Source organism: Paracoccus rhizosphaerae (assembly GCF_026162645.1).
GTDB classification, from domain to species: domain Bacteria; phylum Pseudomonadota; class Alphaproteobacteria; order Rhodobacterales; family Rhodobacteraceae; genus Paracoccus; species Paracoccus rhizosphaerae.
Genome location: NZ_JAOTBE010000003.1, coordinates 90504 through 106049, shown reverse-complemented (window position 1 = coordinate 106049; position 15546 = coordinate 90504). Strand labels below are relative to the sequence as shown.

At 67.4% G+C, this 15546-nt stretch carries 16 protein-coding genes; 6 read left to right on the top strand and 10 right to left on the bottom strand.

Annotated features, from left to right (window positions below; all coding sequences use genetic code 11):
- Positions 1-11 precede the first annotated feature (11 nt).
- The 3 genes from OC184_RS02615 to OC184_RS02605 all read right to left on the bottom strand — a co-directional run bounded on the left by OC184_RS02615 (position 12) and on the right by OC184_RS02605 (position 2957).
- Entirely contained in the window at positions 12-905 is an 894-nt protein-coding gene (locus OC184_RS02615; RefSeq protein ID WP_265505629.1) for a DMT family transporter, read from the bottom strand.
- Between the two features lie 123 nt (positions 906-1028).
- Entirely contained in the window at positions 1029-1328 is a 300-nt protein-coding gene (locus OC184_RS02610) for an HU family DNA-binding protein (RefSeq protein WP_265505669.1), read from the bottom strand.
- Between the two features lie 147 nt (positions 1329-1475).
- Complete coding sequence (locus OC184_RS02605) at positions 1476-2957, bottom strand: AMP nucleosidase (RefSeq protein ID WP_265505628.1); 1482 nt, start codon at positions 2955-2957, stop codon at positions 1476-1478.
- A gap of 97 nt (positions 2958-3054) precedes the next feature.
- Between OC184_RS02605 and OC184_RS02600 the strand changes: the two genes are divergently transcribed.
- Both OC184_RS02600 and OC184_RS02595 read left to right on the top strand, forming a co-directional pair.
- On the top strand, positions 3055-3924 hold the full coding sequence (locus OC184_RS02600; protein WP_265505627.1) for an SDR family oxidoreductase: 870 nt from the start codon (positions 3055-3057) through the stop codon (positions 3922-3924).
- Between the two features lie 25 nt (positions 3925-3949).
- The gene (locus OC184_RS02595) at positions 3950-5173 is read left to right on the top strand and encodes a UbiH/UbiF/VisC/COQ6 family ubiquinone biosynthesis hydroxylase (RefSeq protein WP_265505626.1); all 1224 of its coding nucleotides are present in this window, start codon (positions 3950-3952) and stop codon (positions 5171-5173) included.
- 180 nt (positions 5174-5353) lie between these two features.
- Here the strand turns inward: OC184_RS02595 and OC184_RS02590 are convergent, their stop codons facing one another.
- On the bottom strand, positions 5354-6775 hold the full coding sequence (locus OC184_RS02590) for a UdgX family uracil-DNA binding protein (RefSeq protein ID WP_265505625.1): 1422 nt from the start codon (positions 6773-6775) through the stop codon (positions 5354-5356).
- On the bottom strand, positions 6775-8007 hold the full coding sequence (locus OC184_RS02585) for a putative DNA modification/repair radical SAM protein (RefSeq protein WP_265505624.1): 1233 nt from the start codon (positions 8005-8007) through the stop codon (positions 6775-6777). The genes OC184_RS02590 and OC184_RS02585 overlap by 1 nt, the downstream gene beginning before the upstream one ends.
- A 151-nt stretch (positions 8008-8158) precedes the next feature.
- On the opposite strand from OC184_RS02585, the gene OC184_RS02580 reads away from it, so the two are divergent.
- The 3 genes from OC184_RS02580 (at position 8159) to OC184_RS02570 (ending at position 10808) form a co-directional block, all read left to right on the top strand.
- Positions 8159-8749, top strand: coding sequence for a LolA family protein (locus OC184_RS02580; protein WP_265505623.1), 591 nt, complete (start codon positions 8159-8161; stop codon positions 8747-8749).
- An 87-nt stretch (positions 8750-8836) separates the two neighbouring features.
- On the top strand, positions 8837-10081 hold the full coding sequence (locus tag OC184_RS02575; protein WP_265505622.1) for an MFS transporter: 1245 nt from the start codon (positions 8837-8839) through the stop codon (positions 10079-10081).
- Positions 10082-10124: 43 nt separating this feature from the next.
- A complete protein-coding gene (locus OC184_RS02570; protein WP_265505621.1) occupies positions 10125-10808 on the top strand; it encodes a 5'-nucleotidase, lipoprotein e(P4) family in 684 nt (227 codons plus the stop codon).
- Here the strand turns inward: OC184_RS02570 and OC184_RS02565 are convergent.
- Positions 10793-11701, bottom strand: coding sequence for an ornithine cyclodeaminase family protein (locus OC184_RS02565; protein WP_265505620.1), 909 nt, complete (start codon positions 11699-11701; stop codon positions 10793-10795). The two genes, OC184_RS02570 and OC184_RS02565, sit on opposite strands and share 16 nt — an antisense overlap.
- 146 nt (positions 11702-11847) lie before the next feature.
- Between OC184_RS02565 and OC184_RS02560 the strand changes: the two genes are divergently transcribed.
- On the top strand, positions 11848-12828 hold the full coding sequence (locus tag OC184_RS02560) for a glycosyltransferase (RefSeq protein WP_265505619.1): 981 nt from the start codon (positions 11848-11850) through the stop codon (positions 12826-12828).
- Between the two features lie 3 nt (positions 12829-12831).
- On the opposite strand, the gene OC184_RS02555 is transcribed toward OC184_RS02560, so the two are convergent.
- Genes OC184_RS02555 through OC184_RS02540 form a run of 4 tightly spaced genes read right to left on the bottom strand, consistent with a single transcriptional unit; the run spans position 12832 to position 15513 of the window.
- Entirely contained in the window at positions 12832-13422 is a 591-nt protein-coding gene (locus OC184_RS02555; protein ID WP_265505618.1) for a hypothetical protein, read from the bottom strand.
- Positions 13419-14240: an ABC transporter permease gene (locus tag OC184_RS02550; RefSeq protein WP_265505617.1), complete on the bottom strand. Its 822-nt coding sequence runs from the start codon at positions 14238-14240 to the stop codon at positions 13419-13421. Before OC184_RS02550 ends, OC184_RS02555 begins: the two co-directional genes overlap by 4 nt.
- Entirely contained in the window at positions 14237-14959 is a 723-nt protein-coding gene (locus OC184_RS02545; protein ID WP_265505616.1) for an ATP-binding cassette domain-containing protein, read from the bottom strand. Before OC184_RS02545 ends, OC184_RS02550 begins: the two co-directional genes overlap by 4 nt.
- On the bottom strand, positions 14956-15513 hold the full coding sequence (locus OC184_RS02540) for a cupredoxin domain-containing protein (RefSeq protein ID WP_378926887.1): 558 nt from the start codon (positions 15511-15513) through the stop codon (positions 14956-14958). Before OC184_RS02540 ends, OC184_RS02545 begins: the two co-directional genes overlap by 4 nt.
- Between the last annotated feature and the right edge of the window lie 33 nt (positions 15514-15546).

Here is a 15546-nt window from a genome sequence, read left to right as displayed (position 1 = left end):
CTGGATCCACCTCAGCTGGGCGGTGGACGTTTGACCGGAAGCGGCGCCTTGGACAGCTGCACCGCCAGGATGCCGATCATGATGATCGCGACGCCGATCACATCGCCCGCCCCCAGATCTTCGCCCAGAAGAAGGGCCGCGACTGCCACCCCGAAGAACGGCGTCAGGAAGTGGAACGTCGCCGCACGGACCGCCCCGATGCGGCCGACCAGCAGGAACCAGACCCAGGTCGCCGCCAGCCCCGGCACGATCACGGTATAGAGGAACGCCCAGACCAGGCGCGGGCTGTAGGTGACGTCCCAGGTCTCGAACCACGGGGCGATCAGGCCCAGGGTCAGCGAGCCCACCAGCATCTGCAGGCCCACGACCATCATGACGTTGCCGCCCGAACTGGCGCCGCGCACGGTCAGCGTAGCGACGGCCAGGGCCAGAGCCGCGGCAAAGCACATGGCGATCCCGGTGAGGTCGCTGCCGCCCTGCAGCCGCGCGCCCATGATGATCCCGACCCCGAGCACGCCTAGGAACAGGCCCGCGACGCCCATGCGGCGCAGGCGTTCCCCCATCAGCGTCCAGCCGAGGAAGGCGACCATCAGCGGCATGGTCGCGGCGATGATGGACGCCAGACCGGCCTCGATCCACTGCATCGCCGTCCAGTTCAGCCCCAGATAAAGGGCGTTCTGGCAAAGCCCCAGCACGACCACGGCCCGCCACTGGCCGCGCGTCAGCCCGCGCCAGGTCTGGCCCATCATCAGCGCGATCAGCACCCCCGCCACGCCCGACAGCGCAAAGCGCAGCGCCAGCGACATCAGGGGCGGCGCCTCGGTCACGATCATCCGGGTCGAGGTGAAGGCCGAGGCCCACATCACCGCAAAGCCCAATCCCATCAGGATCGCACGAATGTCCATGTGGCGGGCCTTTCTTGCAGGTGATGCAAGACGGCTAGCAGACCGTCACGCCCGCGTGAAGCCGCAAAGCAAAGGGGCCGCGCCCGCAGGCACGACCCCCATCATGTCCGGATACCGGCAGGATCAGCTGTTGACGCTGTCCTTCAGGGCCTTGGCGATCGTGACCTTCACCTGCTTGTCGGCGGCCTTGGTCATCATTTCCTGGGTCTGCGGGTTGCGGACCTGACGCTCGGGGCGGGCGCGGCAGGCGACCTTGCCGATGCCCGGCAGGGTCACGGCGCCGCCACCGGCGACTTCGCGCGTGACGATGGCGGTGATCGCGTCCAGAGCCGCCGTCGCGGTTTTCTTGTCCGAGCCCATTTCCTCGGCGAGGGTCGCCACCAGCTGGGTCTTGGTCATCGGTTTGGCAGAAGCCGTAGCCATGGTCTGTCTCCTCTTGCCCTGTTCCACCGGGCCCACAAATTGCGCCTTTTGCGGCATATCGCCTGCTACACACGGTTTTGACGGGCAGATCAAGCCTTTTTCGGCTTTAGCGCGAAAACCTGCGTTTGCTGGGGATTCAAAGCCGCATCACAGGAAGGCCGTCTCGCTGAATGACCGCAGCTTGCGCGAATGGATGCGTTCGAGCGGCATGTCGCGCAGCTTCTCCATCGCCCGGATGCCGATCAGCAGGTGGTTGGCGACCTGGGTGCGATAGAAGTCCGTGGCCATCCCCGGCAGCTTCAATTCACCGTGCAGCGGCTTGTCGCTGACGCAGAGAAGCGTGCCGTATGGCACCCGGAAGCGGAAACCGTTGGCGGCGATGGTCGCGCTTTCCATATCCAGCGCCACAGCGCGGGACAGAGACAGGCGGTGGACGGGGCCTGACTGGTCGCGCAACTCCCAGTTGCGGTTGTCGATGGTGGCGACGGTGCCCGTTCGCATGATGCGCTTCAGCTCGTACCCGTCCAGCCGGGTCACCTCGGCCACGGCCTCCTGCAAGGCTACCTGCACCTCGGCCAACGCAGGAATCGGCACCCAGACCGGCAGGTCGTCGTCCAGGACGTGATCCTCGCGCAGATAGGCATGGGCCAGCACGAAATCTCCCAATGACTGGCTGTTTCTCAGCCCCGCGCAATGGCCGACCATCAGCCAGGCATGCGGGCGCAGAACCGCGATGTGGTCGGTCGCCGTCTTGGCGTTCGACGGCCCCACACCGATATTGACCAGTGTGATGCCCTGCCCGTTCGCCCGCTTGAGGTGATAGGCCGGCATCTGCGGCATCTTCGACAGCACATCGATGCTGTCCTGCGGCCCGTGGATGACCTGGTTCCCCGGCGCCACGAACTCGGTATAGCCCAGGTCGGGCTCGGCCAGGACGCGGCGGGCGAAGGCCTCGAATTCGTCGACATAGAACTGATAGTTGGTGAACAGCACGAAATTCTGGAAATGCTCGGCCGCGGTGGCGGTGTAATGGGCCAGCCGCGCCAGCGAATAGTCGATGCGCTGCGCGGTGAAGGCGGCCAGATGCTGGCTGCCGTCTGGCATCGGCCCTGCGACGCCGTTCACGATGTCGTCGTTCATGGTGTTCAGGTCGGGCACGTCGAAGACGTCGCGCAGGCTGAAATCCAGCACGCCCTCTTGCGGCACGGCCAGGTCGCTCTGCGCGGCCACGGCGAAATGCACCGGCATCGGGGTGTCGCTGACGCCGACCGACACCGAAACCCCGTGGTTCCTCATCAGCAAGCCGACCTGCTCGGTCAGATAGTTCTGGAACAGGTCCGGCCGGGTGATGGTCGCAGAATAGACGCCAGGCGCCACGACATGGCCGAAGGACAGGCGGCTGTCGACCTTGCCATGCGTGGGGATGATCAGCCGGATGTCGGGATAGAACGCCCGGTACCGCGCCTGGGGTGCCGCGCCATGCAGGACGCGCGTGAAATTTTCCAGCAGGAAGCCCGTCGCCTGGTCATAGAGGGCGCGCAGTCGTGCCACGGCTTCGGTGGCGTCGGCATAATCGCGGCGGTCGAGGGCCGGCGGAGTCTCGACCGGCAGGAAACGGCAATCCGTCATCTGGTCATGTCCTTGCTGCATGGCACAGACCCTGCCAGCAGGCGGCAGCGCAGGCAAGCGTCTGGCGCCCGGACGCGGGGGCCGTTACGGTGCCGCCATGGAATTGCTCGTCTTCGGTCACGGCTATTCGGCCGGCTATCTGACGCCCCTGCTGACGGCACGGGGCTGGCGCGTCACCGGCACCACGCGTGGCGACCCGGACCGCGTGGCCGCAGCCGGCGCCCATCCCCTCCGATGGCCGGGACAGGAGGACGAGGTGCGCGCCGCGATCGCGCGGGCCGACGCGATCCTGGTCTCGACCGCGCCGGCCGAGGGCGGAGATCCGGTGCTGGCCGCCTTTCGCGACGACTTGGCGCGCGCCCGCCCCGCCTGGGTCGGCTATCTGTCAACCACTGGCGTCTATGGCGATCGGCAGGGCGGCTGGGTGGACGAGGGCAGCGTGCTGGACGGGTCCGGCCCGCGCGGCCAGGCCCGCATCAGGGCCGAGGCTGACTGGCAAACCCTGGCCCGCGCCCATGACCTGCCGCTGCACATCTTTCGGCTGGCCGGCATCTATGGCCCTGGCCGAGGGCCGTTCCAGAAGGTCCGCGACGGGACCGCGCGGCGGATCATCAAGCCGGGACAGGTATTTTCGCGCATCCATGTCGAAGACATCGCCCAGGTTCTTCTGGCGTCGATCCTGTCGCCGGCACCGGTCGGGATCTACAACGTCTGCGACGACGACCCAGCCCCGCCGCAGGACGTCATCGAACATGCCGCACGTCTGCTGGACCTGCCCGTCCCGCCGGCGGTTCCCTTCGATCAGGCGCAGATGTCACCGATGGCGCGGTCCTTCTATGGCGACAGCAAACGCGTGCGGAACGACCGCATCAAGCGCGACTTGGGCGTCAGCCTGCGCTATCCGGACTATCGCACCGGCCTTGCCGCGCTTCTGGCGGCCGAGGACCCTGCGTCGCATTGCCATTGACGCCCGCCCGTGCATTGATCCCCGCATGAAACACGATTTCGACGTCCTGATCGCCGGCGGCGGCCTCAACGGTCCGACCTTGGCGCTGGCTCTGGCGCAGGCGGGCCTGCAGGTTGCGGTGGTCGACCCGCGCCCGCTGGCGGCACGGTCCGGCGATGTCTTCGACGGGCGCGCCTATGCGCTGGCGGTGGCATCGGTGCGACTGCTGGGCGCCTTGGGGTTGTGGTCCGGCCTGGCCGAGGACAGCCAGCCGATCCGCCAGGTGAAAGCGTCGCAGGGCCAGCCCGGTGAGGGTGCCGCGCCCTTCTTCCTCCATTTCGACAGCGCCGAGACCGAGGAAGGCCCCGTGGGCCATATGCTCGAGGACCGCTTCCTCTATCGCGGGCTGTTGGCGGCGATGGAGGGAAAGGTCACCCACATGCCGGGCGTCGCGGTGACCGACCAGGCGGCGGGCCCGGCCGGGGTGACCGTATCCTTGTCGGACGGGCGCAGCCTGACGGCGCGTCTGCTTGTCGGCGCCGACGGTCGCCGGTCCGGCGTGGCGGCGCGTGCCGGTATCCGACGGCAGGGGTGGGATTATGGGCAGACGGCGCTGGTGGCGGCGATCGACCATGCCCGGCCGCACCAAGGCATCGCGCATCAGTATTTCATGTCCACCGGCCCGCTGGCGATCCTGCCCCTGCCGGGAAATCGCAGCAGCGTCGTCTGGTCGGAAACAAACGCCAATGCCCGCGCCATCGCCACGCTGGATGACGCCGGCTTCCTATCGGTCCTGCGCCCCCGCTTCGGAGACTTCCTGGGCGACATCTCGCTGGCCGGACCGCGCTTCACCTACCCGCTCAGCCTGTCACTGGCCGAACGGTATGCCGCGCCGCGCGTGGCGCTGGTGGGCGATGCCGCGCATGGCGTCCACCCGATTGCGGGCCAGGGCCTAAACCTGGGCCTTCGCGACGTGGCGGCCCTGGCCGAGGTCGTGGTCGAGGCCGCACGGCGCGGCGAGGATATCGGCAGCGAGCTTGTGCTGGAACGCTACCAGGGTTGGCGGCGCTTCGATGCGACTTCGCTGGCGTTGGGAATGGATGGCGTCAACCGGATGTTCGGGACCGACAACGGCCTGATCTCGGCCATGCGCGGGCTGGGCATGGGGCTGGTCACGGGCATCCCCGGCCTGCGGCGGGGCTTCATGCGCCAGGCGGCGGGGCTGTCGGTCGATCCGATGCCGCGCCTGCTGACCGGCCGGCCGCTATAGGCCGAAGGCCTTCGCGCAGCCACCGGCTGAGCAGGTTGCTGATCACGCCAGCCGGAACCGCGCGTCAGCGATTCGGCGAAGCTCGGGTTGTCAGGGATGAATCTTCACCAGCAGCGCCTGCAGCTTGCGCCGCAGCCGGGTCGCTTGCCTTATTCATCAGGAGTGGAGACGGATCGAAGGTCATGCGACCATCTCGGCCGCGCGGGCCAGATCGCCGCGCAGTTCGGCCAGCGCCGCCGGGGCGCGGTCATCCGGCAGGCGCAGGATCAGGCTGGGGTGCCAGGTGATCAGCACCGGGCCGCCGTCGCGGGCAGGCTCGACCCCGCCGCGGCGAGGCGTCAAGGCCGCGCGATTCCCGGTCAGTGCAAGAGCCGCTGTCGCCCCCATGGCGACCGTCAGCCTGGGCGCGACGAACTTGCGTTCCAGGTCCAGCCACCAGCGGCACTGGTCGACATGGGACCGGTCGGGCGTCTGGTGGATTCGCCGCTTGCCGCGCGGCGTGAAGCGGAAATGCTTGACCGCGTTGGTCAGCCAGGCGCGGCCGGGGTCGAGCCCGACCTCGGACATCGTCCGGCGCAGCAGCTGGCCCGCCGGGCCAACGAAGGGTTTGCCGGCCAGATCCTCCTGGTCGCCCGGAACCTCGCCCACGATCATCAAGCCTGATCCAGGATCGCCCTGGCCGAAGACGGTCTGGGTGGCCGCGTGACACAGTTCGCACCGCGTGCAGCGGGCGGCCTGGGCCGCCGCCTGTTCCAGGCTGTCGGGCACGGTGTCGTCCGGCTGCTGGCGGATGCGGGCGGTGACGCGGGGGGCGAAGGCCGGGGCCTCGGTCGCGCCGGCGTCCCGCATGGCCTGCACGCGGCGCGGCGCATCGGCCAGCATCTCGGGGATCAGCCGCGTCTCGGGCAGGTTCTTCCAGTATTTCCTCGGCATCTCGGACCGCATGGCGTCGGTCTTGATGCGGGCGGGGTTGAAGATGTTGGCGAAATAGGTCTGCCACAGCTCATGGCTGGCATCGTCAGGCAGGTCTGGCCGTGGGCCCGGCGGATCATAGGTGATGTCGCCTCCGGTGAAGGTGCCGACACCTTCGGGCGTGGCGATGGCCCAGTCCATGTCGGCGAAGCGCTTGGCGAAGAAGGGCGTGGCAGCCTCGAGGACCGGATGCTCCGGCTCGAACCAGGCGCCGAAGCGTCGGCGTGGGCCGTCCGAGGGCAGTTCGTGGAAGCGCACAAAGGCGTGCATCTTGTGGATGTCGCGGCGCACGGACTTGGCCATGCGGGTCAGACGGTCCAGCATCGGGTCGGCGGGGTTCGACAGGAACGCGCGGTCCGTCTGCGCCCGCATCAGCGCCCCGTAAAGCAGCGACCAGCGTTCAGCGTCCGAGTGGCTGGCGACCTGCCGCGCCAGCTGCAGGAAATCCTTGGTGGCGGTGACGGGATAATCGCCGGGCGGCGGCGCAGCCTGGGACCCGAACAGGTCGGCGGGGGTATCTGCGTCTGCCCAGGCCACGCTTTCGGGTAGGACCCGGCTGCGGGCCAGGTCGCGGGCCGCATCGCGCCAAGCGTCGAAACGACCAAAGCGCGGCAACGTAATCCGGATCATCAGAACAGGCTCAGCTGTTCTGGCGCGGGGGCGAACCTGGCGCGCAGGCTGTCGCTATCGGTCAACCCGCCCGGACGCCAGTCGGGCAGCGTCACGAAGGGCTGCGCCTTCGACATGATCGCCCCCATGCGCAGCAGATCGCCATAGCGGACCGCCCCACTGCGCCGCGCCGCCAGGATCCGGTCGACAGTCTTCGTCCCGAAGCCCGGCACGCGCAGCAGCATCTCGCGCGTGGCGCGGGTCACGTCCACAGGGAACTGCGCCCGGTTCGCCAAGGCCCAAGCCAGCTTGGGGTCGATTGCCAGGTCGAGATTGCCAGACGGATGCGCCGCGCCGATCTCGTCCGCCTCAAACCCGTAGAAGCGCATCAGCCAGTCGGCCTGATAAAGCCGATGTTCCCGCATCAGCGGCGGCTTGATCAGCGGCAGGGCCGAGGAACTGTCCGGAATCGGGCTGAAAGCCGAATAATAAACCCGCTTGAGCCGATAGCCAGAATAGAGATTGGCTGAGGTCTTCAGGATGTCGCGGTCCGTCGCCGCATCGGCCCCCACGATCATCTGCGTCGACTGGCCGGCGGGCGCGAACCGTGGCGGGCGCTTTCCGGTATGGCTGCGCTCCTTGGCGGCCTCGCGGTTCAGGCGTACGTCGGCCATGGCGGCGCGGATCGTCTCGGGCCGCTTTTCCGGTGCCAGGTGGCGCAGGCTGGCGTCCTGCGGCAGTTCGATGTTCACCGACAGGCGGTCGGCGTAAAGCCCCGCCTCGGCCACCAGGTCGGGGGCGGCGTCGGGAATGGTCTTCAGGTGGATATAGCCCTTGAACCCATGGTCCACCCGCAGCATCCGCGCGATGCGGACCATGTCGCCCATCGTCTGATCGGGGCTGCGGATGATGCCGGACGACAGGAACAGCCCCTCGATCATGTTGCGGCGATAAAATTCCAGCGTCAGCCTGACGACCTCTTCGGGCGAAAAGCGCGCGCGTTCGACGTTGCTGCTGACCCGGTTGATGCAATAGGCGCAGTCATAGATGCAGAAATTCGTCATCAGGATCTTCAGCAAGCTGATGCAGCGCCCGTCGGGCGTATAGGCGTGGCAGATGCCGGTGCCACCTGCCGAGCCGATCCCGCCGCTGCGCGAATCGCGCCTGTCGGTCCCGCTGGATGCGCAGGAGGCGTCGTATTTCGCCGCGTCCGACAGGATCGCCAGCTTCTGCTGAAGGGTGCGCTGTGCCATGGCTGAAAGATATGTTCCCTGTGTGTTCTGGGCAAGTGCGTCATTTTGAAACAATCCGGCCGGAACCGTCACGGCGGCGCGATCGTTCCCCGCCGCGTCCATCCGGCAGACGTGATGTGCAAGTCCGCGGCGAAAGGATAAGATCGAACCCATGAACATACGCTCACTCGCCCTTGCGCCCGCCCTGGTCCTTGCCCTCGCCTTCCCGGCGCTGGCAGAGCGGATCTCGCTGAACGAGATCTCGCGCTATCTCAACAGCCTGACGACCGTCACGTCCGAATTCACGCAGGTGAACCCCGACGGGACCGTGTCCACCGGCACAGTCTATATCCAGCGCCCCGGTCGGGTGCGGTTCGAATACAATAACGACCCGACGCTGGTGCTGGCCTCGGGCGGGAACGTGGCGATTTTTGACCCGAAGTCGAACGGCGGCCCGCAGCAATACCCGCTGTCCGAAACGCCGCTGTCGATCATTTTGGACGCGAACGTGAACCTTGGCCGGCAGGGCATGGTCGTGGGCCATTCCGAACGCGACAATGCGACGGTCGTCACAGCCCAGGACCCTCAGCGCCCGCAGAACGGCAACATCCAGATGGTCTTCACCAGCCCGACCGAGCTTCGCCAGTGGGTCGTGACCGACGACAGCGGCCAGAAGACCACGGTGATCCTGGGCGAGATGCGCAAGGGTGGCTCAATGCCGGCGTCACGTTTCTCGATCCAGAACGAGTTGAACCGTCGCTGAGGCGCGATTGCGCCCATACAATTGCGTGATTGACGTTGTCCCCGACCGGGGGCAACGCTGAGGGCCTGATCTTCCCAAGGCCCTGACATGACCCAAGCCCGCATCTTCACGCCGGTCCTGATCGGCGGTTCGCTGATCCTGCTGATCAACTTCGCCCTGCGCGCAAGCTTCGGCGTATTCCAGATTCCCGTGGCCGAGGACTTCGGCTGGCCGCGCGCCGAATTCAGCCTGGCCATCGCCATCCAGAACCTGGCCTGGGGCATCGGGCAGCCGATCTTCGGCGCGCTGGCGGAACGCTGGGGCGATCGTTGGGCGATCATCCTGGGCGCGATCCTCTACAGCCTCGGCCTGATCCTGACGGCCTTCGCGACAACGCCGGCCGGCGTCCAGCTGCTGGAGATCATGGTGGGCTTCGGCATCGCCGGCACCGGCTTCGGCGTCATCCTGGCCGTCGTCGGCCGCGCCGCCAGCGACGAAAACCGCAGCCTGGCCCTGGGCATCGCCACCGCCGCCGGTTCGGCGGGGCAGGTCTTCGGCGCGCCCTTGGCCGAGATCCTGCTGGGCTTCTATCACTGGCAGTCGGTGTTCATCATCTTCGGCGTGATCGTCCTGGCCACGCTGCTGTTCCTGCCGATGCTGGGCGACGGCCGCCCCGCCACCCGGTCAGAGCTGGAGGACAGCATGGGCACGGTCCTGAAGCGCGCCTTCCGCGACCCGTCCTATCTGATGATCTTCGCCGGCTTCTTTTCCTGCGGCTATCAACTGGGATTCATCACCGCGCACTTCCCCGCCATGATCACCGAGATGTGCGGCCCCATCGACCCGACTGGCATGTTGGCGGACCTGAGCATCACCACGACATCGGCCCTGGGGGCCATCGCCATCTCCCTGATCGGGCTGGCCAATATCGGCGGGGCGATCCTGGCGGGGTACCTGGGCAAGCGCTACACCAAGAAATACCTGCTGGCCGGCATCTATACGCTGCGCACCATTGCTGCCGCCGCCTTCATCCTGACGCCGATGACGCCGGGGACGGTCATCGTCTTCTCGCTGGTCATGGGCGGGCTGTGGCTGGCGACGGTGCCGCTGACCTCGGGGCTGGTGGCGTATATCTATGGGCTGCGCTACATGGCGACGCTTTACGGCTTCGTGTTCCTGTCGCACCAGATTGGCTCCTTCATGGGCGTCTGGCTGGGCGGCTGGCTCTATGACGTGTCGGGCGACTATCTGCTGGTCTGGTGGATCGGCGTGGGCGTCGGCGCCTTCAGCGCGCTGATCCACCTGCCCGTGCGCGAGGCGCCGGTGCGGATCCCGGTCCCGGCGGCGGTTTGACCTTCGCTGGCGGGCAGCCTAGCCTGCCCGCGAAGGAGCCGCCATGACCGACCGCACACCCCACGACCACGCCATCGCCGTCCGCTATCAGCAGGCCTCGGCCGAGGTGAAGGCGCTGCAACGGCAATGCTATGCGCTGGCGACCCTGCGCCTGCGCGAGGCGGTCGAACAGGCGGGCGGCGGCGCGGGTCTTGCTGTGGTCAGCGACATCGACGAGACGATCCTGGACAATAGCGCGGTCATGGCGATGGCCATGCACCACAACGGCGCCTTCCACAGCGCCGACGCCTGGAAGCTGTGGGAGCGTGAGGGCGATCCCCACCTGATCCCCGGCGCGGCCGAGTTCTTCGCTTTGGCCGACAGCCTGGGTGTCACGATCTTCTACGTCTCGGACCGCTTCGATGAAAACAAGCTGGCGACCATCGCCACGTTGTCGCGCCTTGGCCTGCCGCAGGTCCGCGCCGAACAGGTGCTGCTGTTCGGGCCGCCCAAGGCCGAACGCCGCGCCGCCGTCGAGCGCGACCACCGCGTCGTGCTGCACCTGGGCGACACGCTGCACGATTTTGACGGCTGCTTCGCTGGTGCGACGCTGGACGACCAGCACCGCCTGACCGGCGAGAACGCCCACCGCTTCGGGCAGGACTGGATCGTCTTCCCGAACGCCGCCCACGGCACCTGGATGGAGGCCGAGCTGCGTCCCTGGACCGCCCCCTACCCCGCCACCTGAAGGATGTGGCGCGCGGTCATCAGGTCCAGATGCGCCCCGCCGCCGTTTTTGGCGATGGTGATCGCGTCGTCGTCGGGCCGGGCATAGGCGCCCAAGGGCAGGTCATAGAAATCGGCGCGGATGTCGCTTTCGCAAATCGTGCCGTTGTCCAGCGGAATCTGGATTTCGCCGATATGGCCGATGGTCGTCTGGCGGCTGTCCACGAACAGCGCCGCGCGTGATATCGCCTCGTCGTCGACTTCGCGCATGTCGGGGCGATAGGCGCCGATCAGGTCCAGATGCGTGCCGGGCTGCAGCCAGGCACCGCGGATGATAGAGTCGCGAGCCATGGTGGTGGTCGCGATGACCTCGGCCTCGCGCACGGCACGCTCCAGATCCTCGGTCGCCGTCGCGCCCGTGCGGGCCGCCAGATCGCGCGCGGCCTGCGGGCTGCGGTTCCAGATGCTGACCTGCGCGTCGGGGAACAGCGCGCGATAGGCGTCGATCATGCTGGCCGCCACCTTGCCCGCGCCGACGATCAGCACCCGACGCGCGTCCTTGCGCGCCAGGCGCCGCGCCGACAGCAGGCTGTCGCCAGCCGTCTTCCAGCGGGTGACCAGGTGGAAATCGACGATGGCCTCAAGCCGGCCCGTCCTGTCGTCCAGCAGGTTCACGACGCCGTTGACCATCTCTTCTCCGCCCGCCGGATTGCCTGGGAAGACCGAGGCCGCCTTGACCGCCAGCCCCAGCCCGTCGATCCAGGCCGACCGCGTCAGCAGCGTGTCATCGCCGCGATAGAGGAACGTGTCTGCCACCGTCGCCCGCGGCAGCGCATGGCCCGCCGCCAGAGCATCGGTCAACGCGATCCAGTCCAGCCTCGCCTCGGCCTCGGGTCCGATCATCCTTGTCGTCATGGTCGTCCTGTCCCCCGTTCTGCCGCCACTCTAGGATCATGGGCGCGGGGTTCAAGCTTTGCCGACCAGTTGCCGGGCGGCCCCGCGCCATGCTATTCGGGCGGACCTGCCGGGCGATCCGGCACCCTTGGAAACATCGCGCAGGCATGGCCGACACGCATCTTACACTCTGCGCCGCCGTGGTGACGCACGACCGGCTCGACAAGCTGATCGTGACGGTTCAGCGGCTGCTGTCGCAGCGGGTGGACCATGTCGTCGTCGTCGACAACGCCTCGACCGATGGCACGGCGGCCTGGCTTGCGGCGCAGAAGGACCCGCGCCTGATCGTCCACCACAGCACGGCTAACCTGGGCGGCGCTGGCGGGTTCTCGGCCGCGTTGGAAATCGCACGGGATCGCACCCCGGCTGACTGGTTCGTGCTGATGGACGATGACGGCCGCCCACAGCCCGGCGCGATTGATACGTTCCGCCGCATGGACGTCAGCGGATGGGACGCCATCGGCGCGGCGGTCTTTCACCCCGACGGCCGCGTGTGCGAGATGAACCGCCCCTATTGCAACCCGTTCTGGCATCCCGGCACGTTCCTGCGGACGCTGGCGCGCATGCCACAGGGCCGGGGGCGCAAGGGCTTTCACCTGTCGGACGAGGATTATCGGCCCGACGCCCCGATGCGGGCCGTCGACATGACCAGCTTCGTCGGCTTCTTCCTGTCGAAGCCGGCACTGGACCGTGCGGGCCTGCCCGATCCCAAGCTGTTCATCTATGGCGACGACCAGCTTTTCACGCTGCGGATGCGGCGCGCGGGGCTGCGCATCGGTTTCGCGCCGCAGTTGCGGTTCGACCACGACACCGCCGCCCTGCAGGGAAATACCGGTCTGGTGCTGCGGCCAATGTGGAAGGTGTTCTACATGTATCGAAACGCGCTGATCGCCTATCGCGTTGCGGCGGGGCCGTGGTTCTGGCCGCTGGTGCCGGTGCTGCTGCACAAGTGGCGGGGCAAGGCCGCCGATTATGGTGACGATGCGGCGCTGTTCCGCAAGGTACTGGACGTCGCGGTGCGCGACGGGCTGGCGTCCCGGCTGGACCGGCCGCATGACCAGGTGGTGGCGCTGTCCCGCAAGGACTAGGCGTCAGTCCAGGTGGCTGGCGATGGCGCGGCCCAAGGCGAACAGGCGCTGTTCCAGGATCACCGGCGTTTCGCAGACATAGGTCAGCGACTGCTGGCGTTCGGTAAAGATGCGGCTGTCCCAGTCCAGCGCCTCTTCCTCGGCGTCGATGGCGTCGAAGTCGGGTTCCGCCGCATCTTCCAACTCGGCCATGCGGCTGCGGCGTTCGGCGATGCGGTCGGCCATTTCCACTTGCGAGCGGCCATAGCGTGCGATGCCGCCGATGATGGCGCCCCGGTCGCTTTCCACCTTCTGGAAGATCGCCTGCATCAGCGCCACCAACTGGGCGTCATCCGCGTCTTCGGCAAAGTCTGCAATGTCGGCCTCGGCCTCTTCCAGCGGCAGGCGACGCTGTTCCAGACGCGCGGCCAGCCGTTCGATTTGCGGGTCGCGCACCAGTTCTGATGTGCGGTCGTCGGGCTGCGGCCCGGTCCAGACCTGCCCCAGCGACAGGTGCGGCTGCTTGCGCTGGATGCAGGGCCAATCGGGATCGGTGCCGGTCGCGGCAGATGCAGGCGCGGCCAGCAGCGCCAGCAGCAGTGACAGGCGGATCATCCGGGACCTCCTTTCCGGCGGGCCCAGAGGCCCTTTTGCGGATCATACATGAAGACGGCGGCGCCGAAGAACCCCGCCAAACATCCTAGGACGACCGCCAGCGCCGTCCAGTTGACCTGCAGATAGAGCGCGAACCGGATCAGCTCGACTGCATGCGTGAACGGGTTCACCACGCAGATGTCGTGCAGCAGGGGTGAGCTTTCGTTCATCCGCCACAGTGGATAAAGCGCCGAGGACGCGAAGAACATCGGGAAGATCACGAAGTTCATGACTCCGGCGAAGTTTTCCAGCTGCCGGATAGCGCTGGAGAGGAACAGCCCCATCGCCCCCAGCATCAGCCCCGACAGGATCAGCGCGGGGATCACGGCGACATAGCCCCACAGCGGCGGTTCGATCCCCCAGAACCAGGCGATGGCCAGGAAGGTATAGACCTGGATGATCGACACGACGACACCCGCGACCAGTTTCGACCCCAGCAGGAACCAGCGCGGGAACGGGCTGACCAGCAGCGTCCGCATGGCACCGGTTTCACGATCATAGACCATCGACAGGGACGACTGCATGCCGTTGAACAGCTGGATCATCGCGACAAGGCCCGGCGTGACATAGACCTCGTAGAGGATGTAGGTCTGGTAGGGTGGCGTGATCGACAGGCCCAGCACCGCCCGGAATCCGGCGGCGAAGATGAACAGCCAGACCAGCGGCCGCACCAGCGCCGCGAGGAAGCGGCCGCGCTGGTTGACGAAGCGCAGGGTCTCGCGCCGCGAGATTCCCGCGAAGGCCGTCAGCCAACCGCGCACCGATGACGTGGCGCTCATGGCGCCACCCCCGTCAGGTCCAGGAATGCCTGTGTCAGACCGTCGCCCCCGGCGATGTCGGCGGCGCTGCCCTGCCGCAGGACCTGCCCCCGGTGCAGGACGACCAGATCGTCGCCAGGCTCGATCTCGTCCATGATATGCGTGGCCCAGAGGGCAGACACGTTTTCATCGGCGATCAGGCGGCGGGTCAGGGCCAGCACCTCGGCCCGCGACTTGACGTCCAGACCCACCGTCGCCTCGTCCAGCAGCAGCAGTTCGGGACGGTGCAGCAATGCGCGCGCGATCTCGGCCCGGCGGGACTGGCCGCCCGACAGCGCCGTGACACGCGCATCGGCGCGGTCGGCCAGATCGACCTGGGCCAGCACCTGGTCGATCCGCGGGCGGGCCCGCCGACCGGGGATCCCATGCAGGCTAGCGTGATACATCAGATTCTGCCGGATGGTCAGGTCGGCGTCCATCGCTCGGCTCTGGAAGACGACACCCAGACGGGCCAGCGCCTGCGACGGTTCGCGCCGCAGGTCATGCCCGCCGACCCTGATCGTGCCGGACCGGTTGTTGTAAAGCCGCGTGATCAGCGAAAAGAGCGTGGTCTTGCCGGCCCCGTTCACGCCCAAAAGGGCGGTGAACCCGCCCTTCGGTACCGTCAAGGACACGTCCCTCAGCGCCTGCACGGCGCCGAAGCTGTGGCTGACATGGTCGATTTCAAGCGCCGCCGTCACTGGATGTTGAACACCGCCTGCAGGCTGTCGCCCGACGATCCCGGCACCGAAAGCGTATACCGCCCCGGCAAGATCGCCACGAAGCTGAGCGTCGCGGTCCCGGCGCTGTCGAACTCGATGCTGTGGACACCCATCGGGCGGACCTCGATGTCGTCGACCACGATCTCGTTGATCCAGATGGCCCGGAAGAAGTCGCCGCCCGACAGCGCCAGTTCCTGGCTGCCGTCGGCAGTGATCTCGATGCGGTAGTAACCGCCGGACTTGATTGTGTACTCGCCCCCCGCGACCGGCTGGCCCGAGGCCAGCGTCAGAGGCGCAAGATCGGTCCGGTTTTCCCGCGCCAGAACGCCCGCGAAGCCATATTCGAACTGACCGCTTGCCTCATAGACGCCGTCGCCCGCGGCCTCCTCGTCGTCATCGTCGTCATCTTCCGGCGCCGAGGCTTCGCTGGCCGTGTCACCCGTGGTGGTGTCGGCGGCAGGGGACTCCTCGGGCTGCGCCTCTTGCGCGGTCGCGGGAAGCGCCAGGATCAGGGCCAGCGCGGCGCCGGACATCAGCTTGGTCAGTGTCGTCATGAAAAACTCCTT

Coding starts and splice junctions, on each gene's coding strand:
- OC184_RS02615 (WP_265505629.1), bottom strand. CDS start 905: ATGGACATTCGTGCGATCCTGATGGGATTGGGCTTTGCGGTGATGTGG.
- OC184_RS02610 (WP_265505669.1), bottom strand. CDS start 1,328: ATGGCTACGGCTTCTGCCAAACCGATGACCAAGACCCAGCTGGTGGCG.
- OC184_RS02605 (WP_265505628.1), bottom strand. CDS start 2,957: ATGACGGATTGCCGTTTCCTGCCGGTCGAGACTCCGCCGGCCCTCGAC.
- OC184_RS02600 (WP_265505627.1), top strand. CDS start 3,055: ATGGAATTGCTCGTCTTCGGTCACGGCTATTCGGCCGGCTATCTGACG.
- OC184_RS02595 (WP_265505626.1), top strand. CDS start 3,950: ATGAAACACGATTTCGACGTCCTGATCGCCGGCGGCGGCCTCAACGGT.
- OC184_RS02590 (WP_265505625.1), bottom strand. CDS start 6,775: ATGATCCGGATTACGTTGCCGCGCTTTGGTCGTTTCGACGCTTGGCGC.
- OC184_RS02585 (WP_265505624.1), bottom strand. CDS start 8,007: ATGGCACAGCGCACCCTTCAGCAGAAGCTGGCGATCCTGTCGGACGCG.
- OC184_RS02580 (WP_265505623.1), top strand. CDS start 8,159: ATGAACATACGCTCACTCGCCCTTGCGCCCGCCCTGGTCCTTGCCCTC.
- OC184_RS02575 (WP_265505622.1), top strand. CDS start 8,837: ATGACCCAAGCCCGCATCTTCACGCCGGTCCTGATCGGCGGTTCGCTG.
- OC184_RS02570 (WP_265505621.1), top strand. CDS start 10,125: ATGACCGACCGCACACCCCACGACCACGCCATCGCCGTCCGCTATCAG.
- OC184_RS02565 (WP_265505620.1), bottom strand. CDS start 11,701: ATGACGACAAGGATGATCGGACCCGAGGCCGAGGCGAGGCTGGACTGG.
- OC184_RS02560 (WP_265505619.1), top strand. CDS start 11,848: ATGGCCGACACGCATCTTACACTCTGCGCCGCCGTGGTGACGCACGAC.
- OC184_RS02555 (WP_265505618.1), bottom strand. CDS start 13,422: ATGATCCGCCTGTCACTGCTGCTGGCGCTGCTGGCCGCGCCTGCATCT.
- OC184_RS02550 (WP_265505617.1), bottom strand. CDS start 14,240: ATGAGCGCCACGTCATCGGTGCGCGGTTGGCTGACGGCCTTCGCGGGA.
- OC184_RS02540 (WP_378926887.1), bottom strand. CDS start 15,513: ATGTCCGGCGCCGCGCTGGCCCTGATCCTGGCGCTTCCCGCGACCGCG.